Here is a 25466-nt window from a genome sequence, read left to right as displayed (position 1 = left end):
AGTGAAATTACTCTACTTTTTCGCAATCAGCATCACAAGATTACCCTTATTGCCACATAGCCAAACCTATCCTTTCCCGCTACAGTTAATTTCTTGTGGCGCGAAAGGAGGCAAAAATGCTCTATATCTTTGATTTAGGTAATGTGATTGTCGATATCGACTTTAACCGTGTGCTGGGTGCCTGGAGCGATTTAACGCGTGTTCCACTGGCTACGCTTAAGAAGAGTTTCCACATGGGCGAGGCGTTTCATCAGCATGAGCGTGGGGAAATTAGCGACGAAGCGTTCGCAGAGGCGCTGTGTCATGAGATGGCTCTACCGCTAAGCTACGAGCAGTTCTCTCACGGCTGGCAGGCGGTGTTTGTTGCGCTGCGCCCGGAAGTGATCGCCATCATGCATAAACTGCGTGAGCAGGGGCATCGCGTGGTGGTGCTTTCCAATACTAACCGCCTGCATACTACCTTCTGGCCGGAGGAATACCCGGAAATCCGTGATGCTGCTGACCATATCTATCTGTCGCAAGATCTGGGGATGCGCAAACCTGAAGCACGAATTTATCAGCATGTTTTGCAGGCAGAAGGTTTTTCACCAGACGATACGGTCTTTTTCGACGATAACGCCGATAATATAGAAGGAGCGAATCAGCTAGGCATTACCAGTATTCTGGTGAAAGATAAAACCACCATCCCGGACTATTTCGCGAAGGTGTTATGCTAAAAACCATTCAGGACAAAGCCAGGCACCGTACCCGTCCACTATGGGCCTGGCTAAAACTACTCTGGCAACGCATTGATGAGGACAACATGACAACCCTGGCAGGTAACCTTGCCTATGTGTCGTTGCTCTCATTAGTGCCGCTTGTTGCCGTTGTTTTTGCGCTTTTCGCCGCTTTTCCCATGTTTTCCGACGTCAGCATTCAGTTGCGTCACTTTATTTTTGCCAACTTTCTGCCTGCTACTGGCGATGTTATTCAGCGGTATATCGAACAATTTGTTGCCAATTCCAACAAGATGACCGCCGTTGGGGCGTGCGGGCTGATCGTCACCGCGTTATTGTTGATGTACTCCATCGATAGCGCGTTGAATACCATCTGGCGCAGTAAACGAGCGCGACCAAAAATTTACTCGTTTGCCGTGTACTGGATGATTTTAACGCTGGGGCCGCTGCTGGCAGGGGCCAGTCTGGCGATCAGTTCCTATTTGCTCTCCCTGCGCTGGGCGAGCGATCTCAATACTGTCATCGACAACGTGCTGCGTATTTTTCCGCTGCTGTTGTCGTGGATCTCCTTCTGGTTGCTGTACAGCATTGTTCCTACTATCCGCGTACCTAATCGCGACGCGATTGTCGGCGCGTTTGTCGCCGCACTCCTGTTCGAAGCAGGAAAGAAAGGTTTCGCGCTTTATATCACCATGTTCCCGTCATATCAGCTCATTTACGGCGTGCTGGCGGTGATCCCCATTCTCTTTGTTTGGGTCTACTGGACATGGTGTATCGTCTTGCTTGGCGCGGAAATTACTGTCACTCTCGGGGAATACCGCAAACTAAAACAAGCAGCTGAACAAGAAGAAGACGACGAACCATGATTGCATTAATTCAACGCGTAACCCGTGCCAGCGTCACCGTGGAGGGAGAAGTGACGGGCGAAATTGGCGCGGGACTTTTGGTGTTATTGGGTGTCGAAAAGGATGACGACGAACAGAAAGCAAACCGTCTGTGCGAGCGTGTGCTCGGCTATCGCATCTTTAGCGATGCCGAAGGCAAGATGAACCTCAACGTGCAACAGGCGGGCGGCAGTGTGCTGGTGGTTTCCCAGTTTACCCTCGCCGCAGATACCGAACGGGGGATGCGTCCAAGTTTCTCCAAAGGTGCATCACCGGATCGCGCAGAGGCGTTATATGACTATTTCGTCGAACGCTGCCGTCAGCAAGAGATGAACACGCAAACAGGACGCTTCGCTGCGGATATGCAGGTATCGCTGGTCAATGATGGCCCCGTGACATTCTGGTTGCAGGTATGAGCCAGCTTCCAGGGTTGTCACGGGAAACAAGAGAGAGTATCGCTATGTACCACCTTCGGGTTCCACAAACAGAAGAAGAATTAGAGCGTTACTATCAGTTTCGCTGGGAAATGTTGCGTAAGCCCCTGCATCAACCGAAAGGTTCGGAACGCGACGCGTGGGATGCGATGGCGCATCACCAGATGGTCGTCGACGAGCAGGGTAATCTGGTGGCGGTAGGCCGACTGTATATTAATGCCGACAATGAAGCGTCCATTCGCTTTATGGCCGTTCATCCCGACGTGCAGGACAAAGGGTTAGGAACGCTGATGGCGATGACCCTCGAATCTGTGGCGCGTCAGGAAGGTGTTAAGCGCGTGACCTGTAGCGCCCGCGAAGACGCGGTGGAGTTTTTCGCCAAGCTGGGGTTTGTTAATCAGGGAGAAATCACCACGCCAACCACCACGCCGATTCGCCATTTTTTGATGATTAAACCTGTCGCCACTCTGGATGATATTTTGCATCGCGGCGACTGGTGCGCCCAGCTTCAGCAGGCGTGGTACGAACATATCCCGCTAAGCGAAAAAATGGGCGTGCGCATTCAGCAATATACCGGGCAAAAATTTATCACCACCATGCCGGAAACCGGCAATCAGAATCCGCACCATACGCTGTTTGCCGGGAGTTTATTCTCACTGGCAACGCTCACCGGTTGGGGGCTTATCTGGCTGATGCTGCGTGAACGCCATCTGGGCGGAACGATTATTCTGGCCGATGCGCATATCCGCTACAGCAAGCCGATTAGCGGTAAACCTCATGCGGAAGCCGACCTCGGTGCCTTAAGCGGCGATCTCGACCGTCTGGCGCGCGGGCGCAAAGCGCGGGTACAAATGCAGGTCGAAATCTTTGGCGACGAGACGCCGGGTGCAGTGTTTGAAGGCACGTATATCGTTCTGCCCGCGAAGCCATTTGGCCCGTATGAAGAGGGCGGGAACGAAGAAGAGTAGCTGATGGAGAGGGGCGGTGCTGCCTCTCTCATTCTTTCAGGTCATTTACTTCAGTCTCTGACTATTCCGGTTATATTGAATAAGAACTCTATAAATTTTTATTCTTCGTTGGCACCATACGTGTCTTGCTACATCACTGTTCAGGAGCATTTAAATATTATTTGTAGAGCTGAGTGGCAATTATCGCTGATAATGCTTAATTCATCATCTTAGTTCAGGTTTGAGCGATTTTTGATAGTCAAAACCCCCTCTGGTGCCATACTTTTCTCATAAATATTTTTAAAATCTATAGCTAACAAACATTATGCAAAGATAATGGACTGGCGTCATTGTCAGTATCATTCATTTACTGCTTCTGGATGTTGTAAATAATTATGTGGCATGTTTGCTCTTAAACCGTGGGAAGGAGGCTGTAATGGTTGCCAATATTAATCTCATTAAACAAGAAAGTTATTCTATTGTTAATTTAGAAAAACAACTAATGAGTAATGAATCACCGAAGCAAACGCTATTAAATGATTTTTCACATCGCCTTAAAATGGAAGGTGAGGAGCAACTGTGCGATTGTGTTAACGAACTTAAACTCGGGTTGTCGAGTAATAATAAATATGACCTGTTTAAAAATAAAGAAACCTCACTGTGGAAACGCAAAGTACCAGAAAGTGCAGCGCTGGCAATGACGGGAACAGTATATAAATTATTTGGTAGTCGCTTACTCAACGCCCGCAATCAGTTAGATAAAAATCTCCTCGAAATGGCTATGCAAATGGTTTATGGCAAAGATATGGTGACAAAGTCCGGGGATATATTGATTGATATACAATTAAATAAGGATGGCAGCCTCCAGAGTAAGCACTACACATTTGATGTAGGTGAAGTTATAAACAGTTATAATATTGACCTCTTTGTGAATGCTTCGAGTATTAATCAAACTTACTTACATGATAAAAATCCTGGTGACGTTATTAGCCTGTATGGCACTTTAGATAACATTCCTCTTGTAGTTAAGGAATGCACGGGTAAAAATCATCAAATTAACGTTAAAGCCAAATTGCCACAAGAACGAAGTGAAAAAGTTGAGGATATGTGTGAAAGAATGAGATGTGGCATCTCTATGTTTAACCACACTACAAAAACAGCTGGTAATATAGAGCATAATTTGCAGCTAAGTTTTCTCGTGGATTCACGACCGTCGATCACAAATAAATACTCAGCCAAAGATGTAGGGGAAGATATACTTGCATTGCCCGTCAACGTATATCATGCAGATTTTAAAATTAAAATCAATAACGAAGTAGAGAAGGCTTCGTCAATTGTGTTATGTGCTGTGCAAAAAAATCTCCATGCAGCAAGGAAGGTTCTTAGCGGGATAATAGGAAATGTGCCAAAAAATAATAAACCAAAAACAATCATTTTTGATTTACGTTTTCTTAGTGCAATTAAGCAGAAAGTTTTTTTGGGCAGTGAAAAACCGTTGTTTGTAAAGCATACCGCAATGATGAGGGAGGCATGTGAGGAATTACCGCAGTCAGTGGAATATGTTCCTTTAGCCTGTGAAGCGCATAGCCATCGCAGCGTCGCCCTTGCCAAAACCGTGGCTGCGCCCATCATGGCGACAGGCGTGGGATCGGCTTTAATGTATGCAACATCATCAGGACCGTATTATGCACAAAGTCTTTCTGGTTCTCCGGATATCGAGATGATAAAAAATCGCATGGCTCAATTGTTTACCCAGTTGGATGCTTCTGTGCGCAACAAATATCGCCCGGCTTTTGATAAATGGAATGAGCTGGTAGATAAATTAAATCACGAAAGAAATACAGTTCCGTTTGCGTGTTTGACCACCATTTTAGCGACGGCGATAAATGAAACTCCTGAGGGGGATACGAATGTTGCCGTTGTGATGGGGTGTAAATCTGCGAAAGATCGCACGATATCCATTGTCCTTGGTAACTCGATGTTGCAAACACTCCTTGAAAAACGCCTCGCCGATGGTAGAGAAATAGAAAAGCTTTTTGATCAACAGGGATATTTTAGTTGCGATTCATTAACAGCCAAAGAATTAATGATGTTAAAAGACCTTTTTGATATTCGAGTTCTTCATCTCTCTAACAAATTTAATGTTGGATTGCAAGGTAATATCAACACGGATGTTTTACAAGATTCGTTTTTTAAAAATGTCGATTTCATTCATGAATCTAGCTCGTATACCGTAGGGATGGGAGTCTGACGGGTAAAACTCATTAGGATTATCAGAATTCGGACAATGCATTGCAAAAATGACATTCAAAGAGAGATGTGTGCAGGCGCTTAGCCGCGAGGGGCATAGCGAAGCCATACAGAAAGCACTAGCATTCAGAACTCCTGTGAAAGCGGCATAGTGCCGCCTGCTCAGGAGTTTTACTATGACCCGTAATCGTGCTTAACGTTACCATCCTATGATGCGATTAAAAAAACTCACCGTCGCGCTGATGATTGACGTCAATGCTATCGGATGATACCGGGGTGTTCCGGAAGGAATTCCTTGTTTCCCGAACTGTTACCCACAAAATTATAACGACGAGCAAGTAAAGACCGGTTGGTGGCAGCATTGAACGGTCTGTGATGGATGTTAAATTTCACCTTAAATCCTGGTGCTGTTAGGATGCTGACGTTTTTCGGGTACACCATTCAGATTATGCAAATGAAGACCCAATCAAAAAATAAATATCCCTGAATATAATATATTTATAGCACCCATATCTCATCCTGGGCGATAACCAAACCATTTTTGATTAACAAATGAAACAACTGCAACGTTCTTATTATTTCTGGAAAACGTCTCGCAAAAACAAAACAGCATGCAAAAATCCGCTTTTTTTAAATGATTTTTCGGCGTAATTTTCGCACATACATTAATGAGTAATATATGTAAGGTATTGGTAATGGCGATGAATACGGTTTTTCTTCATTTATCAGAAGAGGCAATTAAACGGCTGAACAAGCTTAGGGGCTGGCGTAAGGTTTCACGATCTGCAATTTTACGCGAAGCGGTAGAGCAATATCTGGAACGTCAGCAATTCCCGGTGCGTAAAGCAAAGGGAGGCAGGCAAAAGGGGGAGGTAGTTGGTGTTGATGATCAGTGTAAGGAGCATAAGGAATGACAAAAATTTTTCATTCTTGAATATAAAAAAACAGATGCCCTTATTCTGGTATTAATACAAGGCTGTTTTACTTGAACTTATAATAACTGCAACTGTTACATCATATCTGGAAAACGCCTCGCAAAATACGAGAGATTTTGCGGGAATAGCGGGTGTCGTCATACCCTATCAATTGTAATCCGGGCGACCTGCGCCACCCGGAAAACGTCAGAGATTACTCCCCTTCACCCGGGAACAGGAACGGGTTGATGGAACTGCGGGCGTAGCCCTCTTGCTCCATTCGCGCGTCCAGTACCAGAGAGGCGAGGTCATCTGCCACGGCTTCAACTTTCGGTTCTTTTTCCTGATAAAGAATCTTCAGGTAAGTGCCACAGTCATCACAGCTTTCGGCTTTAATCGCGGCCTGTTCGTCATCCAGCGACCAGTAATGCAGTTTGCCGCTCTGTTCACAGTTGCTGCATTTTACGCGCACTACGTGCCATTCAGTTTCACACAGGTTGCAGTGCAGGTAACGCAGACCCTGAGTGGTGCCAATTTGCACCATGCTGGACACCGGCATAGAACCACAAACCGGGCAATATTGACGTTGTTCGCCATATTCAGCGCGGGCTTTGCCGGGGATCAGATTGGCCATCTGCGCCCAGTAGAGCGACAGTGCAGCCCAGATAAACGGCGCTTTATCACTGCTGACGGACGAGAAATCAGAGGCAAACAGTGCGCTGGCCATATCTTCCAGCTCCTGGGTCGATGCCTTCTCCAGATTCTCAATCACTGCCAGCGCCGGGCCGCTCATTTCAGGTTTCAGCTCAGCAATCAGCGCCATCAGCAGCTTTTGCCAGTGCTTATCACGCGGCAGAACGTGAATATCCAGCGGGGGCTTGCCCTGTGCGCTGGCTTCTTTAATGCGTGCAGTCAGATCCATCTCCAGCGGATGGTCGTACAGCACCACTTCCTGGGCGTGGGCGATAAGCGCAGCAAAGCGCAGGTAATCACCCAGCGGATTATTTTCTGCCAGCTCGCGCAGACGCTCGGCGCGGCGGTTGTATAAATTCTTGAGCCGAGGGAACAATAACGGCGGAATCATATCCGCCGTACGTTTCTCGCTCGAACCCAGCTCATCTTGCGGGATTATGCGAATACTCATTCAGCTTTCTTTTCCGTTGTCTTGCGGACCTCACGGTACCAGCGCGGGTGATGTTTCTTCGCCCAGGCGCTGGTAACCCATCCTTCCACCATGGCGGTAATCGTGCCTTTCACCCAAAGGGCGGCGTAGATATGCACCATGATAACCACAATTAACGCCACTGCGGCAAATGAATGCAGCATTAACGCGAATCGGATCACCGGGATTGAGAAAGCAGGCGCAAAATAAGGACGCCAGATAATCACGCCGCTCACCAGCAGCAGAACCAGGAAAATAATCGCCGCCCAGAAAACGCATTTCTGACCGAAGTTATAACGCCCGGTGTCACCTACTTCCTCGTTGACGACGATCTTACGAATATTCTTCGCCCAAAAGATATCATCCCGATTGATTAGGTTGTGATGCCAGTAACGGAAAAACATGATGATGAACGAGGCAAACATAACCACGCCGACAAACGGGTGCAGAATTCGCGCCAGCTGCGGTGTGCCCATGATTTGCATCAACCAGTTGAAGGACGGGAACAAAAAGCCCAGCCCGCTCACCGCCGCCAGGATGAAGCAGAAGGCGGTGATCCAGTGGTTGATACGTTCCGGCGCGGTGTAGCGCACGATGGTGTCACGTCGTTTCATTTGCGCTCCTCGTCTTTCTCTTCGTGCAGATTATTCTCTTCCTCATCCGCACGGTTCGGACCGACACCCACGTAGTGGAAGATACTGGCCGCAAAGGTAGCCGCAAAGCCAACAGCCGCGAGCGGTTTCCAGATGCCTTTCCAGAATTTCACGGTTTCGCTGATTTCCGGGTTCTCCGGCAAGCCATGATACAGATTTGGCTTGTCAGCATGGTGCAGCACGTACATAACGTGTGTACCACCAACGCCTGCCGGATCGTACAGACCCGCATTGTCGTAACCGCGAGTTTTCAGCTCCGCCACGCGCTCGCTCGCCAGCGTTTTCATCGACTCTTTCGTACCGAAGTGAATCGCGCCCGTTGGGCAGGTCTTCACGCAGGCCGGTTCTTGCCCAACCACCACGCGGTCAACGCACAGCGTACATTTGTAGACGCGGTTGTCTTCCGGGTTGAGGCGCGGAATGTCGAACGGACAGCCCGCAATGCAATAACCGCAGCCGATGCACTGCTCGGACTGGAAGTCGACGATACCGTTGGCATACTGAATAATTGCTCCTTCCGCCGGGCACGCTTTCAGGCAGCCTGGATCGGAACAGTGCATACAGCCGTCTTTGCGGATCAGCCATTCCAGTTTGTCGTTCTGCTCCACTTCCGAGAAGCGCATTACCGTCCACGATTTGGCACTTAAATCATTGGGGTTGTCGTACACCCCAATGTTATTGCCGACGGTATCGCGAATGTCGTTCCACTCTGAACACGCCACCTGACAGGCTTTACAGCCGATACAGGTGGTGACGTCGATGAGTTTCGCCACTTCTTCCTGGAAGTCCCGCGCCTGAGGCGCGGGGGTCAGACCGTTAGTCGCGGAACGACGAATGATATCTTGAGATTGATAAGCCATATGTCGTCTCCGTTACACCTTTTCCACATTCACAAGGAAGGACTTAAACTCTGGCGTCTGCGTGTTCGCATCACCAACGAATGGCGTTAACGTATTGGCAATAAAGCCTTTTTTAGCTACGCCTTCATAGCCCCAGTGAATCGGAATACCGATGGTATCGATATCTTTGCCGTTCGCTTTTAGCGTGCGAATACGTTTGGTCACCACCGCTTTGGCTTTGATATAGCCACGGTTGGAGGAGACTTTCACGGTATCGCCCTGGGCAATGCCAAGTTTATTCGCCAGCGACTCCCCGATTTCCACAAACTGCTCTGGTTGCAAAATCGCGTTCAACAGCGCGTGTTTGGTCCAGTAGTGGAAGTGCTCGGTCAGACGATAGGTGGTTCCGACATACGGGAACTTATCGGCTTTACCCAACGCTTCGGCGTCGTCTTTAAAGATACGTGCAGCCGGGTTCGAGATAACGTTTGGATGCAGCGGGTTAGTTCCCAGCGGCGTTTCAAACGGCTCGTAGTGTTCCGGGAACGGACCTTCCGCCATCTTATCGAGGGCAAACAGACGCCCCATGCCTTCCTGCTGCATGATAAACGGCCCGACGCCGCTACCCGGAGGTGCTGCGCTGTAGTCCGGAATATCCCAGCCGGTCCACTTAGTGCCGTCCCATTTCAGCAACTGACGCTTCGGATCCCACGGGTTACCCTGCGGATCTGCGGAGGCGCGGTTATACAGAATGCGGCGGTTAAGCGGCCATGCCCATGCCCAGCCCAGCGTGTTACCGAGGCCAGACGGATCGGCGTTATCACGACGCGCCATCTGGTTACCTTCTGGCGTCCAGCTACCGGCGAAAATCCAGCAGCCACAGGAGGTCGTACCGTCATCGCGCAGTTGGGCGAACGAGCTAAGTTGTTGGCCTTTCTTGACGATAACCGCACCGGTTGCCGGATCGGTAATATCGGCCAGCGCCTTACCGTTGCTCTCCATCGCTACTTCTTCCGACTTCGGCTCATGCGGAATGGCGTAGTTCCAGGTCATGTTCAGCACCTGGTCCGGGTTCGCGCCACCCTGTTCGGCATACATCTTGCGCAAGCGCAGGAAGATACCGGAGAGGATCTCGCCATCAGTCAGCGCAATTCCCGGGGCGTCCGCACCTTTCCAGTGCCACTGCAACCAGCGACCGGAGTTAACGATAGAACCGTTCTCTTCCGCGAAGCAGGTCGATGGCAGACGGAACACTTCGGTCTGGATCTTCGACGAGTCAACTTCGTTCAGCTCACCGTGGTTCTGCCAGAAGTTAGAGGTTTCAGTGTTCAGCGGGTCGATGGTGACGAGGAACTTCAGTTTCGACAGACAACCGATCACTTTGTTTTTGTTCGGGAATGAGGCAACCGGGTTAAAGCCCTGGCAGATATAGCCATTGACCTTGCCTTCTTTCATCATCTCGAAGTATTGCAGGACGTCGTAGCCTTTATCCCACTTCGGCAACCAGTCAAAGCCCCAGCTATTTTCCGCCGTCGCTTTATCACCAAAGAAGGCCTTCATCATGGAGACGAAGAATTTCGGGTAGTTGCCCCAGTAGTTTACCTGGCCTTCCAGCAGCGGTTTTGGCGTGTTGGCGGTAAGGTAGGTTTGCAGATCGGTCTGCTTCTCGCTCGGCAGCGTCATGTAACCCGGCAGGCTCTGCGACAGCAGCCCCAGGTCCGTCAGTCCCTGAATATTGGAGTGACCGCGCAGGGCGTTAACGCCGCCGCCTGCCATCCCCATATTGCCGAGCAGCAGCTGGATCATCGCCATCGTACGAATGTTTTGCGCACCAACGGAGTGTTGCGTCCAGCCGAGGGCATACAGGAACGAGGCAGTTTTATCGTGAGCACTGGTTTCTGCGATGTATTCGCAGACTTTCAGGAACGCGTCTTTTGGCGTACCACAGATGTTTTCAACCACATCTGGCGTGTAGCGGGAAACGTGCTGTTTCAGCAAGTTCCACACGCAGCGCGGATGTTGCAGCGTGGTATCGCGTTTGGCGAAGCCGTTTTCGTCCAGTTCGTAAGTCCAGGAGGATTTATCGTACTTGCGTTTTTCCGCGTCATAGCCGGTGAACAGGCCATCTTCAAAGCCGTAATCCTCACGCACGATCAGGCTGGCGTTGGTATAGGCTTCGGTGTATTCGCGGTTGAATTTTTCATTGTTCAGCAGGTACAGCAATACGCCTGACAGGAAAGCAATGTCAGTACCGGAACGAATAGGGGCATAGTAGTCAGCCACCGCCGCCGTACGCGTAAAGCGAGGATCGATCACAATCAGCTTCGCGCCATTGTGAATTTTGGCTTCCATCGCCCAGCGGAACCCGACCGGGTGAGCTTCAGCGGCGTTACCGCCCATCACCACGACGAGGTTGGCGTTCTTGATGTCGACCCAGTGGTTGGTCATCGCACCGCGACCAAATGTTGGAGCAAGACTTGCTACCGTTGGTCCGTGTCAGACACGCGCCTGGTTGTCGACCGCGAGCATCCCCAGCGCGCGGGAGAATTTTTGCGTTAAATAGCCGGTTTCGTTACTCGACGCGGAAGCACACAGCATCCCGGTGGAGAGCCAGCGGTTAACGGTCACGCCTTCGGCGTTTTGCGCAATGTAGTTAGCATCGCGGTCTTCTTTCATCAGTTTGGCGATGCGATCAAACGCCTCTTCCCAACTGATTTGCTGCCATTTATCAGAACCTGGCGCACGGTATTCCGGAAACTTCAGACGGCTTTCGGAGTGGATGAAATCCACCAGGCCAGCGCCTTTCGGACAAAGTGCACCGCGGTTGACCGGGTGATCCGGATCGCCTTCGATATGGAAGATAGATGCTTTGGCGTTTTTTGCTCCGTCACCGAGGCTGTACATCAACAGCCCACAGCCTACGGAACAATAGGTGCAGGTATTACGGGTTTCGCGGGTGCGCAGCAGTTTATACTGCCGGGTTTCCGCGAGTGCTACGCTGGGGGCAAAACCCAGTGCCGCCGCCGTGGTGCCTGCCATACCGCCAGCGCAGATCTTAAAGAACTGCCTTCTGCTGACCTGCATGGATTGCTCCTTGTTTCGACATTGTCACGTCCCATTTACATTCGCTTGCTGCGTGTGCAGGGAGTGGGAGTTATTTTTCTTTGCGGAAGGGGCCGCAAAGGTCCAGAATTGGCTCAATTTCCCTCCATCCAGGAAGGGTTTGTAACAGAATACCATAATGTTGGTGTGTGTGTTCTTATCTGGTTAAGAGAAAGTGAAAAAAACACAGCAAAAAGAAATCGAAAATGTGACAAATATCACAGGTGTTCGTCAAATTGAGTTATGGCGGCGTGATGATTTACAACACCCACGGTTAGATGAGGTCGCGGAAGAAGTTCCCGTTGCGCTGGTCTACAACGGCATTTCGCATGTGGTGATGATGGCGTCGCCCAAAGACCTTGAGTACTTTGCGCTCGGTTTTTCGCTTTCCGAGGGGATAATCGAAAGTCCGCGCGATATCTTTGGCATGGATGTCGTTCCTTCCTGTAATGGTCTTGAAGTTCAAATTGAGCTTTCCAGCCGCCGCTTTATGGGGTTGAAGGAACGCCGCCGGGCGCTGGCGGGACGTACGGGCTGTGGCGTATGCGGTGTAGAACAGCTTAACGATATCGGGAAACCGGTGCAGCCGCTGCCGTTCACCCAGACGTTTGATCTCAACAAACTGGATGATGCATTACGTCATCTCAATGATTTCCAGCCAGTGGGGCAACTGACTGGTTGTACTCACGCCGCTGCATGGATGTTGCCATCTGGCGAACTGGTCGGCGGGCATGAAGACGTGGGTCGCCATGTGGCGCTGGACAAACTGTTAGGCCGCCGGTCACAAGAAGGGGAAAGCTGGCAGCAAGGTGCGGTGCTGGTTTCCAGTCGTGCCAGTTATGAAATGGTGCAAAAGTCGGCGATGTGTGGCGTAGAGATTTTGTTTGCGGTGTCTGCCGCGACCACACTTGCTGTAGAAGTGGCTGAACGCTGTAATTTGACGCTGGTGGGCTTTTGTAAACCGGGTCGGGCAACGGTTTATACCCATCCGCAGCGTTTGAGCAATTAATTAAAATAAGTCCTGCGATATATATTAAATTGCAGGACTTATTCATTTCGTGAATTTTATTATTTTATTTATAAACAAAATGCGTGTAGTGGCGTTAACGCCTGCGCTGCAACCTATTGATGGCGTGGCGGTGAGTTATATTGATGCTGCCGTGGCGTTGGGTAATACCATTAACGAAATGGATAAATATTACACCCAGGAAAATTATAAAGACGATGCGTTTGCGAAAGGGAAAACGCTGCACCAGACATTCTTAAAAAATCTTGAAGCCTTTGAACCTGTAGCAGAATCTTATCATGCGGCGATTCAGGAAATTAACGATAAGCGCCAGCTTGCGGAACTGAAAAATATTGAACAAAGAGAAGGGAAAACATTCCACTACTACTCTCTGGCAGTCATGATTTCAGCGAAACAAATTAATAACCTGATTTCGCAAGAGAAGTTTGATGTTGATGCGGCAATGAAGAAAGTCTCTGAACTGGAAACGCTGGTGGCGCAGGCCAAAGAAGCGGATAAAGGCGGTATGAATTTCTCGTTCATTAATTCGGCAGACCAGTATCAACTCGAGGCTAAAAAATATGTTCGCCGCGTCAGAGATAAAGTTCCGTACTCTGACTGGGATAAAGAGCAACTTCAGGATGCAAACACCAGCTGGATGGTCGACGACTCATTTCCGCGAGCGTTACGCGAGTACAACGAAATGGTCGATGACTATAATAGCCTGCGTTAAACGTTTTTGATTTTGGTGATAAATGCAGTGTCGGATGCGGCGCATCCGACACAGTTCACCCCTTGTGAAGTAACTCCATAAATGCCTCATATCCTTTTAACCCGGCAATAACCTCTGCCGGATGCTGACACAATACGCTTGCCAGATAGCTAAATATTTTTAGCTCATGACGCGCATCGGCGGCGGCACAGGCGATCAGCACATGGTTAACTACTTCGTTATTCACCTCAACCGGTTGGGCGAGGGTAATAAAAAATCCACGAAAACGGCGTTCCTGTTCGCTCCAGCAATGTGGGATGGCGAGACGATTAACAATCAGGTTTTCACCTTCGCCTTCGCGGGCGATGATCCGTTGTGCTTCATCGGCGGTAATGTGGTGTTGCGTCACTAATTGTGCACATATTTGCTGGGTAATATGTTGCCAGTTTTCACCGCGTACATTCGAAAAATGAAAACTTCCGGGGGCAGAGAAAAAACGCTCCGGCTGCTGGCGAATAAATGCCGTGGCAAGAAAATGTTTAATTTGCTCAATCCCGGCGGCGGTAATGATATTTTTGATGGTAATACTATTTTTTACCGCGTCATCCAGCAAATAGTGGCTGTTATTGACGATCAATAACGGCGTAATCTCCTGGCTAATGGCGGTAATATCGCTCAGGCTGCGGGCAATAATCACCCGACAATTCAGGACATCGCGCTCAATGGCGAGCTGATTAATAGTGGCAATCGCGTTCTGGTCCGAGAGCAAAATGATCGGCTGGCGTTCGTTTTGATGTCGTTCCAGCGCACAGGCAAAATACAAACCGATCAGATCGCTGTCGAAAAGGGGAATATCGAGCTGTTCACGCAGTAGCGTAATAAAGTGCAGACTCATATCAAAGGCCGCAGGCCAGGCGGCTTTCAGGTTATTCATGCTGCTTTGGCGGTGCTCAGCAATCCATACTGGTGCGGCAAGGCAACGTAATAAATGCCCGGTAATATTCTCAACCAGTTGCGTATCAATAATATTCAATGACGCAATGCCCGGCACCCTTTGCAGCAATGCCAGCACATTATCGACACAAATAACCTGCGCCTGTTGATGCTGTTTTTCTATCAACCCCGTCAACGTTCTTACAGCGTTATCACCAAGAAACAGGCCGCTATATTCAACGATCTGTTTTATCTCGCTACCGGGATATTGCGGCCACTCATCGGTCAGTTGATTACGCAGGGCGTAAATCGCCAGAATCAGGCTGGAGAGATAATCACCCTGCATCAGCGGCCAGCGGTGTTGGTTGTCGCAGACCGTGGATAATTGCTGAAGGTTGTCTCGTGTTACGCCCGCCAGAGGAATTAAAAACGGATCTTTGCGTAAAAGATTCGCCAGCAAAATAATGCGTTTCTCTTCTGTCTCATCAATGAAATGGCCCAAACCAGGGCGACTAGCGAGACAAAAACCGCGTTCATAGCGCTGTTTCAGGCGGGGCAGGCGCTCTGCTACCCACGTTTCTGGCAAATTAAGCGCCGAGGCGAGTTGCGCACGGGGAGTGAAGGTATTCAGTAATAGCAGCGCCAGCAGCCGATCGTCGTTATCGTGCTTTTGCAGCAACTGAAAAAAGCTGCGGCGCTCGAAGATTTCCAGCTGATAGCCCGCGTTGCCACTGGCGGAAATGCGGGCTTTGCCGTTAAGGGTAAAGTTGAGATAGTCAATGTCGCGCAGGATGGTCCTGCCCGAAACGCCAGTCTGTTGTGCCAGCTCGCCAGGCGTGCGCGGCTGTTGCTCCAGCAGATCGACAATCTTTAACTGGCGTTCGTTTAGCATTAATCCACCTGACGGAACTGGCTAAACGCGTTGACTTTCTCCGCAGTTAAGGTCGTCAGAAAACCCCGTATCAGCGTGAGCAGAGCATCATAATCGGCTTTTGAAATCATACCGCTGTTGGCGTGCAGATAACGAGTTGGCAGACACAGCGCGACAACCGGACGCCCGCCGCCCATTACGTTGTAGCGCCCGCCATCCGTCGCACCGGTTTTCATAGTGGAAAATTGCAGCGGTAAATCATTCTGCGTGGCACAGCTTTTTAACGCTGCTACCAGTTTCTGGTTGGGGAAGTAGCGCTTGTCAAACAGCATCAGCCCCGGCCCCTGGCCCAGTTTCAGCGGGTATTTAATGTTATCAATGCCCGGAACATCACCTGCGACAGCGGTATCCAGCACAATCACCACATCCGGTTTAATGTGTTCCGCCGAGGTTTGTGCCCCGCGTAGCCCAACTTCTTCTTCCACGCTGCCGACGCCGTACAGCGTAATTTCGGGGTTATTTACTGTCTGTAGTAGCTCAGCCATCATCGCGCAGCCGATGCGATTATCCAGCGCCTTGCCGACCACTTTATCTTCGCCCCAGCAGGCAAAATTGGCTTCCGGGCTAATAAAATTGCCAATTTCCACGCCGCGTTTTTCCACCTCTTCGCGACTGTACGCGCCAATATCAATGAACATCTCATCAAATGAAAGCGGTTGTTGCTTTTGCTTTTCGGTTAACGCATGAGGCGCGACGGAACCAATCACACCAGGGATTTTCACTCCCTTGTGTGTGCGTATGGTTACCCGGTGGTTGAGCATCGACTGATTCCACCAGCCGCCAATGGTGGTAAAGCGCAGAAAACCGCTCTCGTCGATGTGGGTGACCATAAAGCCGACTTCATCCATATGCCCGACAACGGCAACTTTTGGACCTTTATTTCCCTTACGGGCAACAAAGCTGCCCAGACCATCAAAGGTGATCTCATTAACGCAAGGTTCCAGCGTGTTTATCAGAATGTCGCGAACTTCCTGTTCATCGCCGCTGACGGCGCTGGCTTCGCACAACTGTTGCAGTAACTCAATGTTCATGGACAAGCTCCTGTTGCGCGGCTTTCGCTTTGCGGCGTAACCACAATCCTTTCAGGACGATAATGAATGAAATGTTCAGCGCGAGGCCAATCGCCAGCACCAGATAAAACGAACCCACCGGCGACATCAGGCCGATCAGCGGGTCAAAGATACCCAAACCTGGCGCCAGACGTTTGATTCCGAAAGCGATCACCAGCACGCCAGTAATGCCGCCCGCCAGCGTATTGGCGGTAATCATTGGCAGTGGTGCCGCCAGAGCGTAAGGAATAGCCGGTTCGGTCGCGACCGTGGCACCGACCACAATGGCGCTACTGGCGGCTTCTTTTTCCTGTTGAGTAAACAGCTTGGGCGCAATGAACGTCGCAAGACCCGCCGCGACAGGCGGCATCAGCGCGACAACGCCGACGATGGCGTACCAGTCGTAAATGTGTTTTTCCAGCAGTGAGAAGCAGAAGAACCAGGCGGTTTTATTGATAGGGCCGCCCATATCGAACGCCAGCATCGCACCGACCAAAAACGCTGCCGCAAACTTCATTGACGGAGGAATGGTGTTCAGGAAGTGCAGCAACCCGCCCATGAGGTCGGACATCACCGGTCCGATAACGTAGTAAGTCAGTACGCCGAAAACCAGCAGAGTGACGAACGGGATCAGCATGGAACCGAGCAGCGGTTGTAATGCTTTGCCAAGGCGCACTTTACGGAACCAGAAGACGAAATAGCCAATCGCCAGCCCCAGCACCACCGCGCCGAGGAAGCCCGCGCCAGACTGGGTGCCGAGTAGGGCTTTGTCATTCGCCAGATAGCAAACCAGAAACGCCGGAGCGAAAGCGGGTTTATCGGCAATCGACGAGGCAATATAAGCGCCCATGATGGGGATCATAAAGGTGAAGCCGAGATAACCGATGGATTCAACCACCCAGGTAAACGACGGCGCGCCTTTCGACATATCGGTATACGGCAAACCGAACTGCACCAGCATGTTGGCAAGCGCCACCAGGATACCGCCACCGATGACAAACGGCAGCGCCGCAGAGACACCCGCCATCAGATGGCTCATTACGCTGCCACTTTGCACTTCCTGTTTGCCGAGCTTCACGCCGCTATCTGCTGCAAAAAGTTGTGAGTTTGTCGGTAATTCACTGAAAATCTGGTCGATATTTTTCAGCGCCTGGGAGATGGCAATCTCATAAACCATTTTCCCGGCAAATCGCGCGCGATCATCACCGCTCAGGCCACGCCCGGTAGCGAGAATCACGTAATCGGCAGCGGCAATCTCTTCGCTGGATAAGCGGTTTTCGATGCCGCTTGATCCTTGAGTTTCAACTTTAATGGTATGACCGAGAGAACGGGCTTTCTGTTCCAGGGCTTCCGCCACCATGTAGGTGTGAGCGATCCCGGCGGGGCAGTTGGTGATCGCGACAATACGTAAGGATGACTCCATCGCCACTTCCTTATGAGCTGAGGGTTTGATTTAACAAAGCAAGCACCTGGTCGGCGTCGCCCTGTCGCAGTTGGTCGATAAAATCCTGGTGGATAATTTTGCGACACAGTGTGCCGATGATTTTGACCTGATCCTCTTCGCCACTTTGCGGCACGCCGAGGCAGATCCAGCAATTGACGTCTTCGCCGTCGCTGGCTTTCCAGTCAATGGCCTGCGCTTTGCGGGCGAATAACACGAACGGTTGTTTAACGCAGGCGCTTTTACCGTGCGGCACGGCGACACCGGAACCAAATCCCGTGGAGTGCATTTTTTCGCGCAGCAGCAGGGTTTGCAGGAATTGATGTGAGTCGGTGATAAAACCGTTTTGTAACGCCATTGTCGCCAACTGCTTCAGAACGGAATAAGCGCCATTGCCCTGAATATTCAGGTCAATACAGCTTGCAGTAAGTGCTGCCATTATTGGACTCCATGAAAAAATATTATAGTTAATTGTAACGGCGGGGCGGTTTTGTGATGAGCGCGGATATGTCGTGAAGTCGTGACAATATAAGGCAGAGTGAAGGATAAATTTTGCGGTGTAAGGCACATATTGATGGGCAAAATAAATGCAGTGAATAAAAAATCATTATTTAATGATGTTGTGAATGTTTAACTGCCGCACATATTTTGCAGCAAGGTTATTTATATTTGTGGCTTATGAGTCAGCGTGAATTATATCTAATATTTTTTACGATATTTGGTTAAAAACGGCACTATTGTTATATTCCTCACGTTCCAGGAAATCAGCGGATTTACTCATATTATGCAGCGGGATACTATCCATCGGCCTGCTGAAGTTGGATTAAAAATTCGAAAGTGCACACCTTATATTTCTCTATATACGTATTCCTTTTGGAAAGCGTAGGGTCTCTTTTATTTCAGGGAGCGTAAATAATGAAAAAATCGACATTATCTTTAGCCATCGGTTTATTATTGGCATGTAGTACCGGAATGGCAAAAACACAGCATTTAACGCTGGAACAACGCATGGCATTGCTGGAAGAACGCCTGGAAGCGGCAGAAATGCGGGCAGCAAAAGCAGAGAGCCAGGTTAAACAGCTGCAGACACAACAAGCCGCTGAGATCCGCGAAATTAAAGCTGCCCAGGGCAATACGCCGGTAAATGGACAGGCAACGGCGGAATCTGCAAAGAAAAATTCCACCTCACCTAATCTTTTGCTCTCAGGTTATGGCGATTTAAAAATCTACGGCGACGTAGAATTTAATATGGATGCGGAAAGTAATCATGGCCTGCTGGCAATGACCAACGCTGATGTGAATAGCGATCCCACTAATGAACAGTGGAATCTCAATGGTCGTATTCTGTTAGGTTTTGATGGTATGCGAAAACTGGATAATGGTTATTTCGCCGGGTTCTCCGCACAACCGCTGGGGGATATGCACGGTTCAGTAAATATTGATGATGCGGTATTCTTCTTTGGCAAAGAAAACGACTGGAAGGTCAAAGTAGGCCGTTTTGAAGCCTACGATATGTTCCCGCTGAATCAGGATACCTTTGTTGAACATTCCGGTAATACTGCGAACGATCTTTATGACGATGGCAGCGGTTATATCTATATGATGAAAGAGGGCCGCGGGCGCTCTAACGCTGGCGGTAATTTCCTCGTCAGCAAACAACTCGATAACTGGTATTTTGAATTAAACACGTTACTTGAAGACGGAACATCTTTATATAATGGCAGTAATTATCATGGACGCGATATGGAGCAGCAGAAAAATGTTGCTTATCTGCGTCCAGTAATTGCCTGGTCGCCGGCGGAAGAATTCACCGTTTCCGCAGCGATGGAAGCGAACGTGGTAAATAATGCTTATGGTTATACCGATAGCAAGGGTAATTTTGTCGATCAGTCCGATCGTACCGGCTATGGTATGAGCATGACCTGGAATGGCCTGAAAACGGATCCGGAAAATGGCGTCGTGGTTAATCTTAATACCGCCTATTTAGATGCTAATAATGAGAAAGATTTCACTGCCGGGATTAACGCGCTGTGGAAACGTTTCGAGCTCGGTTATATCTACGCGCACAATAAGATTGATGAATTCAGCGGTGTAGTTTGTGATAACGACTGCTGGATTGATGATGAAGGGACGTACACCATTCACACCATTCATGCGTCTTATCAGTTCGCTAATGTGATGGATATGGAGAACTTTAATATTTACCTCGGGACGTATTACTCCATTCTGGATAGCGACGGTGATAAAAAACACGGTGATGATACTGATGACCGTTACGGCGCACGCGTTCGCTTTAAATACTTCTTCTGATGAAGGCGCGGTGCTGGATATTTTCCGGCACCGCAACTCATTAAGGCAGGTAAAACACTTCTTGCAGCTCGCTACTGACTGGGCTGTTATCCGGGTTAGCTGGCATAACGTCGGTCATATATTTCCACCAACGTTGGCAGATTTCAGTGCTGGCAACCGCATTCCACCGTTCTTCAGATTCAATCTCTACCGTGGCAAACAGCAGATTACGCGCTTTGTCGAGGTAAATGGCGTAGTTATGCGCACCGTGAGATTTCAACACTGCTTCCAGTTCCGGCCAGATTGGATTATGCCGACGCTGATACTCTTCGTGGGCGTCGGGGTTAACCTGCATGACAAAGGCTTTGCGGATCATGTTTGCTCCTTACAGCGCCAGCGCACTGGCGAGTGGTGTAACGCCGAAACGCTGGCCGAGCGCTATCAGCTCTTCACGGCTGATGGTTTGTTTCATGCCGCCCATCGAATAAACCTTCACTAATACTTGTGCTGATTTTTCTGCGGTGTCGATTAAACCGAATGTTTCATCCAGTGTCGGACCGCTGCCGAAGACGCCGTGGAAGGGCCACAACACCAGCGAATGTTTTTGCATTTCTTGTGCGGTCGCCTGGCCGATTTCGTCCGTGCCGGGCACCATCCACGGCAAAATGCCGACGCCATCCGGGAACACTACCAGACACTCGGTGCTGCCTTCCCAAAGCTGGCGAGTGAAGACCGCGGTGTCGTTTTTCAGTACGTAGGTAAGGGCGATCAGGTTGGTGGCATGGCAGTGCATGATCACCCGATCTTTACCGTTGGTGGCTTTAATGCGCTCGCAGTGGGAGAGGAAGTGCGCCGGGAGTTCGGATGTCGGGACGGCTTCGTTGGTTAACCCCCAGAGAATATGGTAGCCCGCGCCGTCGCTGTCGACTTTTACGACGCCTAAGTTAGCCGCAGGATCAAGCTGGACGTTACGGAAGAATTTGCCGGAGCCGGTGACAATAAACGGTGTATTTGCCAGTAAAGGCATGGGCTGGCTGAGCGGGATATAGCGCGGTTGTGCATGAAAGTTGCCGTGATAAGGCGCGATATCGGCGTCCTCCAGGCGCAGCGTCAAGTTGCCGCCGTTGCGTTCGTCCCAGCCTTTCAGCCAGGCATCGGTGGTGGCTTTGATCATTCCCTGGACAAACCAGGACTGGGTAATGTTTTGCATGTTCTGTGTTCCTGTAAATTCGGTGTTGTCGGATGCACGACCCGTAGGCCGAATAAGGCGCTCGCGCCGCATCCGGCAGTGTTTACCCGCGGCGACTCAAAATTTCTTTCTCATAAGCCCGCACGCTCTTCAGCCATTCGCTACCCGCTGGGGTATCGTGACGTTGGCAATACATTTCCCAGACCGCCTGCCACGGCAACGATTTCTGCTCTTCCAGCAGTGCCAGACGCGCAGTGTAATCGCCCGCCGCTTCCAGCTTGCGCAGCTCAGCGGTAGGTTCCAGCAACGCACGCAGCAGGGCTTTTTTCATATTGCGTGTACCAATGACCCACGCGGCAATGCGGTTGATAGAGGCATCAAAGAAATCGAGACCGATATGTACCCGGTCGAACAGATCGTGACGAACAATCTCACTGGCAATCGCCTGGGTTTCATCATCCAGTAACACTACGTGATCGCTGTCCCAGCGCACCGGACGGCTGACGTGCAGCAGCAACTGCGGCACATACAGCATGGCGGCGGAAATCTTGTCGGAAATCACTTCAGTCGGGTGGAAATGCCCGGCGTCCAGGCACAGCGCCGTCTGGCGGCTGGTGGCATACCCCATGTAAAACTCATTGGAGCCAACCGTGTAGCTCTCCGCGCCAATACCAAACAATTTGCTCTCAACGGCGTCGATATGGTGCGCCGGATCCAGCTTCTCGCTGATCACCTCATCCAGTGCTGCCAGCAAACGCTGACGTGGGGCGAGACGGTCAACGGTGATATCTTTCATGCCATCCGGGATCCAGATGTTCATCACCGACGGTGTGCCAAGTTGCTCGCCAAAATAGGCTGAAACACGGCGGCTGGCTTTGCAGTGATCAATCCAGAACTGGCGAATACTGTCGTCGGCATGGGAAAGCGTAAAGCCATCGGCGCTTAGCGGATGCGAAAAACAGGAGGGGTTAAAATCCAGACCGAGCTGATTGGCTTTCGCCCATTCAACCCAGTTTTTGAAGTGCTCTGGTTTGATTTGGTCGCGCGCGACTGGCGTATCTGATTCCAGATAGATGGCATGTAAATTAAGCCGTTTCGGACCCGGAATCAGCCGCATAGCTTGTTCCAGATCGGCACGTAGCTCGCTGGCATTACGCGCTTTGCCCGGATAATTGCCAGTAGCCTGAATCCCCCCGGTCAGCGAACCTTCCGGGTTTTCAAAACCGGAAACATCATCGCCCTGCCAGCAGTGCATTGAAACGGGTAAACGATCAAGTTGGCGCAGCGCCTCCTCGACATCAATCCCCACCGCCGCGAAACGCTGTTTCGCCAGTTCCCAGGCCTGTTCCAGTTGAGTGGTCATGCACAAAGCTCCTTTGTCTGTCGTGTAGAGTGAATCTGCGCCACATAGTGGGCAATTTCACTGTCAGGATTAGGGGTAAAGGTGGTCAGATTCGCGGTGGTGCTGACGACCTGACGGAAATCATCCACATTGTTGAGTTCATCCAGCGTCATTAACTGGATGCCGATATTGCCGAGCGTCGAGGCTTCAACAGGCCCGGCGATCACCCGAATACCGCAGGCATCAGCACATAACTGGTTGAGCAGCGCGTTCTGGCAGCCACCGCCGACAATATGCAGTTGCGAGAAATCTTCACCGCGTAGCTGCGCCAGTTCATGCAACACATCGGCATACAGCAGCGCCAGACTGTCGAAAATACAGCGCGCCAGTTCAGCATCACTTTCCGGGATCGGTTGCGCCGTTTCCCGACACGCAGCCTGAATTTCGCTGCACATCTCGTCAGGATTAATAAAGCGATCGTCATTGGGATTGATGGTGAAGCGGCAGGCCGGCAGTGCCTGTGTCGCGGCGATAAGCGCCGGAAGATCGTTGATTTGCCGCTCCTGAAGCACCCGCTGAAGCAGCCATAAGCCCATAATATTTTTCAGCACCCGATAGCGACCTTCCGCCCCGCCTTCGTTGGTGATATTGGCTGCCAGCGCCGTGTCATTGGTAAATGGCGTCTGGCTTTCGAAGCCCATTAATGACCAGGTGCCAGAAGAGAGATAAGCGGCGCGTGTACCGTTTAACGGCGAGGCGATAACCGCGCTGGCGGTATCATGGCTGGCAACGGCGACCACCGGAATCTCATTACCCTGCGGGCAAATCCAGTGACCTATGACATTACCCGGATGCGTCGGGCGACCAAACCAGGCTTTGTTGGCCCCGCTCCACGCCAGTAGCGACTCGTCCCAGTCGTCGCTATTGATATTGACCAGTTGCGTGGTCGTGGCGTTGGTGTACTCCCAGTTCATCTTGCCGGTCAGGCGATAACTAAAGTAATCCGGCATCAGCAGAGCGTGAGCGATTTGTGGAATAAGCTCAGGTTGTTGCTCCGTCAGCGCACGCAACTGATAAAGCGTATTGAAGGGCAGAAACTGGATGCCGCTACGTTGATAAATATTGCGTTTGCCGAGTTGTTGTTGTGCCTGCGCCATCAGGCCATGGGTGCGGCTATCGCGATAAGCAACGGGCAGGCCCACACGCTGACCCTGTTGGTCGAGCAGCACAAAGTCCACGCCCCAGGTATCAATCCCAATGCTATCGATACGAATCCCTTCCTCGCACACCTTGTTTAATCCAAGGCGAATGGCACTTTCCAGGCTATCCACATCCCAGGTGACATAACCGTTCTGGCTATGCAGCCCATTGTTAAAACGATGGATTTCACGCAGCGTCAGGCTGCGGCATTCACGCTCGTAACGCGCCAGCATCACGCGCCCACTGGATGCGCCGAGATCGACGGCGACACAATTGCGAAAGGTCATAATGTGATCCTGCTGAATTTCATTACGACCAGTCTAAAAAGCGCCTGACTTCGCGACCTTCTCGTTACTGACAGGAAAATGGGCCATTGGCAACCAGGGAAAGATGAACGTGATGATGTTCACAATTTGCTGAATTGTGGTGATGTGATGCTTACCGCATTTCCTGAAAATTCACGCTGTATCTTGAAAAATCGACGTTTTTTACGTGGTTTTCCGTCGAAAATTTAAGGTAAGAACCTGACCTCGTGATTACTATTTCGCCGTGTTGACGACATCAGGAGGCCAGTATGACCGTATTACATAGTGTGGATTTTTTTCCGTCTGGTAACGCGTCCGTGGCGATAGAACCCCGGCTCCCGCAGGCGGATTTTCCTGAACATCATCATGATTTTCATGAAATTGTGATTGTCGAACATGGCACGGGTATTCATGTGTTTAATGGGCAGCCCTATACCATCACCGGTGGGACGGTCTGTTTCGTACGCGATCATGATCGGCATCTGTATGAACATACCGATAATCTGTGTCTGACTAATGTGCTGTACCGCTCGCCGGATCGATTTCAGTTTCTCGCCGGGCTGAATCAGTTGCTGCCACAAGAGCTGGATGGGCAGTATCCGTCTCACTGGCGCGTTAACCACAGCGTATTGCAGCAGGTGCGGCAGCTGGTTGCACAGATGGAACAGCAGGAAGGGGAAAATGATTTACCCTCGACCGCCAGTCGCGAGATCTTATTTATGCAATTACTGCTCTTGCTGCGTAAAAGCAGTTTGCAGGAGAACCTGGAAAACAGCGCATCACGTCTCAACTTACTTCTGGCCTGGCTGGAGGACCATTTTGCCGATGAGGTGAATTGGGATGCCGTGGCGGATCAATTTTCTCTTTCGCTGCGTACGCTACATCGGCAGCTTAAGCAGCAAACGGGACTGACGCCTCAGCGTTACCTGAACCGCCTGCGACTGATGAAAGCCCGACATCTACTACGCCACAGCGAAGCCAGCGTTACTGACATCGCCTATCGCTGCGGATTTAGCGACAGTAACCACTTTTCGACGCTTTTTCGCCGAGAGTTTAACTGGTCACCGCGTGATATTCGTCAGGGACGGGATGGCTTTCTGCAATAACGCGAATCTTCTCAACGTATTTGTACGCCATATTGCGAATAATCAACTTCGTTCTCTGGCCG

The 25466-nt window shown here is 50.5% G+C and carries 21 protein-coding genes and 2 pseudogenes; 11 read left to right on the top strand and 12 right to left on the bottom strand.

The features are described from left to right. Nucleotides 1-116 precede the first annotated feature (116 nt). From yihX to ACK8NJ_RS22845, 7 genes and pseudogenes are all read left to right on the top strand, one after another. Complete coding sequence (gene yihX / locus ACK8NJ_RS22875; RefSeq protein ID WP_001314324.1) at nucleotides 117-716, top strand: glucose-1-phosphatase; 600 nt, start codon at nucleotides 117-119, stop codon at nucleotides 714-716. Further along, complete coding sequence (locus ACK8NJ_RS22870; RefSeq protein ID WP_000920762.1) at nucleotides 710-1582, top strand: virulence factor BrkB family protein; 873 nt, start codon at nucleotides 710-712, stop codon at nucleotides 1580-1582. Before yihX ends, ACK8NJ_RS22870 begins: the two co-directional genes overlap by 7 nt. Then, nucleotides 1579-2016, top strand: coding sequence for a D-aminoacyl-tRNA deacylase (gene dtd, locus ACK8NJ_RS22865; RefSeq protein ID WP_000560983.1), 438 nt, complete (start codon nucleotides 1579-1581; stop codon nucleotides 2014-2016). The genes ACK8NJ_RS22870 and dtd overlap by 4 nt, the downstream gene beginning before the upstream one ends. Nucleotides 2017-2060: 44 nt before the next feature. Beyond that, complete coding sequence (fabY, locus tag ACK8NJ_RS22860) at nucleotides 2061-3002, top strand: fatty acid biosynthesis protein FabY (RefSeq protein ID WP_024229722.1); 942 nt, start codon at nucleotides 2061-2063, stop codon at nucleotides 3000-3002. Between the two features lie 415 nt (nucleotides 3003-3417). Continuing rightward, nucleotides 3418-4305: pseudogene (locus ACK8NJ_RS22855) on the top strand (hypothetical protein); the annotation flags it as partial. Nucleotides 4306-4317: 12 nt separating this feature from the next. Beyond that, nucleotides 4318-5232: a transposase gene (locus ACK8NJ_RS22850; RefSeq protein WP_225380836.1), complete on the top strand. Its 915-nt coding sequence runs from the start codon at nucleotides 4318-4320 to the stop codon at nucleotides 5230-5232. A 694-nt stretch (nucleotides 5233-5926) separates the two neighbouring features. Further along, nucleotides 5927-6145 (top strand): CopG family transcriptional regulator, encoded by a 219-nt coding sequence (locus ACK8NJ_RS22845; RefSeq protein WP_001295676.1) that lies wholly within the window; start codon nucleotides 5927-5929, stop codon nucleotides 6143-6145. A 214-nt stretch (nucleotides 6146-6359) separates the two neighbouring features. Here the strand turns inward: ACK8NJ_RS22845 and fdhE are convergent, their stop codons facing one another. The 4 genes from fdhE to fdnG are packed head-to-tail and all read right to left on the bottom strand — an operon-like array spanning nucleotide 6360 to nucleotide 11883. Next, entirely contained in the window at nucleotides 6360-7289 is a 930-nt protein-coding gene (fdhE, locus tag ACK8NJ_RS22840; protein ID WP_000027708.1) for a formate dehydrogenase accessory protein FdhE, read from the bottom strand. After that, the gene (gene fdoI / locus ACK8NJ_RS22835) at nucleotides 7286-7921 is read right to left on the bottom strand and encodes a formate dehydrogenase cytochrome b556 subunit (protein ID WP_000829013.1); all 636 of its coding nucleotides are present in this window, start codon (nucleotides 7919-7921) and stop codon (nucleotides 7286-7288) included. The genes fdhE and fdoI overlap by 4 nt, the downstream gene beginning before the upstream one ends. Then, nucleotides 7918-8820, bottom strand: coding sequence for a formate dehydrogenase O subunit beta (gene fdoH, locus ACK8NJ_RS22830; protein ID WP_000331377.1), 903 nt, complete (start codon nucleotides 8818-8820; stop codon nucleotides 7918-7920). The genes fdoI and fdoH overlap by 4 nt, the downstream gene beginning before the upstream one ends. Before the next feature lie 12 nt (nucleotides 8821-8832). Then, nucleotides 8833-11883: a formate dehydrogenase-N subunit alpha gene (fdnG, locus tag ACK8NJ_RS22825; protein ID WP_011310337.1), complete on the bottom strand. Its 3051-nt coding sequence runs from the start codon at nucleotides 11881-11883 to the stop codon at nucleotides 8833-8835. A gap of 193 nt (nucleotides 11884-12076) precedes the next feature. Between fdnG and fdhD the strand changes: the two genes are divergently transcribed. Beyond that, a complete protein-coding gene (gene fdhD, locus ACK8NJ_RS22820; protein WP_000753589.1) occupies nucleotides 12077-12910 on the top strand; it encodes a formate dehydrogenase accessory sulfurtransferase FdhD in 834 nt (277 codons plus the stop codon). A gap of 88 nt (nucleotides 12911-12998) precedes the next feature. After that, nucleotides 12999-13640, top strand: a pseudogene (locus ACK8NJ_RS22815) (YiiG family protein); the annotation flags it as partial. 55 nt (nucleotides 13641-13695) lie between these two features. Here the strand turns inward: ACK8NJ_RS22815 and ACK8NJ_RS22810 are convergent. The 4 genes from ACK8NJ_RS22810 to ACK8NJ_RS22795 are packed head-to-tail and all read right to left on the bottom strand — an operon-like array spanning nucleotide 13696 to nucleotide 18412. After that, on the bottom strand, nucleotides 13696-15444 hold the full coding sequence (locus ACK8NJ_RS22810) for a putative frv operon regulatory protein (protein WP_001550358.1): 1749 nt from the start codon (nucleotides 15442-15444) through the stop codon (nucleotides 13696-13698). Further along, a complete protein-coding gene (locus ACK8NJ_RS22805) occupies nucleotides 15444-16514 on the bottom strand; it encodes an aminopeptidase (protein ID WP_021564765.1) in 1071 nt (356 codons plus the stop codon). Before ACK8NJ_RS22805 ends, ACK8NJ_RS22810 begins: the two co-directional genes overlap by 1 nt. Then, nucleotides 16504-17955, bottom strand: coding sequence for a PTS fructose-like transporter subunit IIBC (locus ACK8NJ_RS22800; protein ID WP_024229726.1), 1452 nt, complete (start codon nucleotides 17953-17955; stop codon nucleotides 16504-16506). The genes ACK8NJ_RS22805 and ACK8NJ_RS22800 overlap by 11 nt, the downstream gene beginning before the upstream one ends. A 10-nt stretch (nucleotides 17956-17965) precedes the next feature. After that, nucleotides 17966-18412 (bottom strand): PTS fructose transporter subunit IIA, encoded by a 447-nt coding sequence (locus ACK8NJ_RS22795; protein ID WP_021564767.1) that lies wholly within the window; start codon nucleotides 18410-18412, stop codon nucleotides 17966-17968. 476 nt (nucleotides 18413-18888) lie between these two features. On the opposite strand from ACK8NJ_RS22795, the gene ACK8NJ_RS22790 reads away from it, so the two are divergent. Next, complete coding sequence (locus ACK8NJ_RS22790; RefSeq protein ID WP_097336551.1) at nucleotides 18889-20283, top strand: carbohydrate porin; 1395 nt, start codon at nucleotides 18889-18891, stop codon at nucleotides 20281-20283. 40 nt (nucleotides 20284-20323) lie between these two features. Here ACK8NJ_RS22790 and rhaM read toward each other — a convergent pair whose 3' ends face one another. From rhaM to rhaB, 4 genes are all read right to left on the bottom strand, one after another. Beyond that, nucleotides 20324-20638, bottom strand: coding sequence for an L-rhamnose mutarotase (rhaM, locus tag ACK8NJ_RS22785; RefSeq protein ID WP_000619508.1), 315 nt, complete (start codon nucleotides 20636-20638; stop codon nucleotides 20324-20326). 9 nt (nucleotides 20639-20647) lie between these two features. Next, nucleotides 20648-21472, bottom strand: a complete 825-nt coding sequence (gene rhaD, locus ACK8NJ_RS22780) for a rhamnulose-1-phosphate aldolase (RefSeq protein WP_097336552.1) — start codon at nucleotides 21470-21472, stop codon at nucleotides 20648-20650. 82 nt (nucleotides 21473-21554) lie between these two features. After that, nucleotides 21555-22814 (bottom strand): L-rhamnose isomerase, encoded by a 1260-nt coding sequence (rhaA, locus tag ACK8NJ_RS22775; RefSeq protein WP_033868617.1) that lies wholly within the window; start codon nucleotides 22812-22814, stop codon nucleotides 21555-21557. Next, nucleotides 22811-24280, bottom strand: a complete 1470-nt coding sequence (gene rhaB, locus ACK8NJ_RS22770) for a rhamnulokinase (protein ID WP_096930985.1) — start codon at nucleotides 24278-24280, stop codon at nucleotides 22811-22813. The genes rhaA and rhaB overlap by 4 nt, the downstream gene beginning before the upstream one ends. 287 nt (nucleotides 24281-24567) lie before the next feature. Between rhaB and rhaS the strand changes: the two genes are divergently transcribed. Next, nucleotides 24568-25404, top strand: coding sequence for an HTH-type transcriptional activator RhaS (rhaS, locus tag ACK8NJ_RS22765; RefSeq protein WP_000217137.1), 837 nt, complete (start codon nucleotides 24568-24570; stop codon nucleotides 25402-25404). Nucleotides 25405-25466 lie beyond the last annotated feature (62 nt).

The organism is Escherichia sp. F1 (assembly GCF_046764225.1).
Classification (GTDB): Bacteria; Pseudomonadota; Gammaproteobacteria; order Enterobacterales; family Enterobacteriaceae; genus Escherichia; species Escherichia coli.
The sequence above is the reverse complement of the archived record's forward strand: the minus strand, read 5'-3'. Positions and strand labels throughout refer to the sequence as shown.